Annotated in this window: 1 protein-coding gene; it reads left to right on the forward strand. The window is 70.6% G+C overall.

The window, feature by feature from the left end; genetic code table 11:
• Positions 1-446: DUF6114 domain-containing protein (locus V2J85_RS40710; RefSeq protein WP_330824404.1), on the forward strand; the 446-nt coding region annotated here is incomplete at both ends.

The raw sequence follows: 446 nt of genomic DNA on the forward strand, positions 1-446 counted from the left end.
TCACCATGCTGGGCGGTGCGCCCATCGCCTACTTCCCGTACGCCGACCTCAGGCTCGGCAATATGACGCTGGCGATGTCCACCACCGCCGGCGCCGGGTCCCTCATCATCGGAATCCTGCTGATCACGCTGGGCCTGACCATGTGGTTCCACAGCATCGTCCGGGTCTTCGCCGGTGTGGCGGCCATCCTCCTCGCGCTGATCTCCCTGCCCGTCGCCAACATCGGCGGCTTCCTGATCGGATTCCTCTTCGCGCTCGTCGGCGGAGCCCTGTCCATTTCCTGGGCGCCGGGCGTACCGAAGGCGGACGAGGAGGACCCGTACGCGGACCCCTCGCCCCTGGACGAGCGCCGGCCGGAGAGCCCCGGGCACGCCGAGGGCGCCCTGCACGGCGCGGCCGTCCCGCAGCAGCAGGTGGGTGACCACGACGCGGCCTCCGGCCATGAC

The organism is Streptomyces bugieae (assembly GCF_036352915.1).
GTDB lineage: Bacteria > Actinomycetota > Actinomycetes > Streptomycetales > Streptomycetaceae > Streptomyces > Streptomyces endophytica.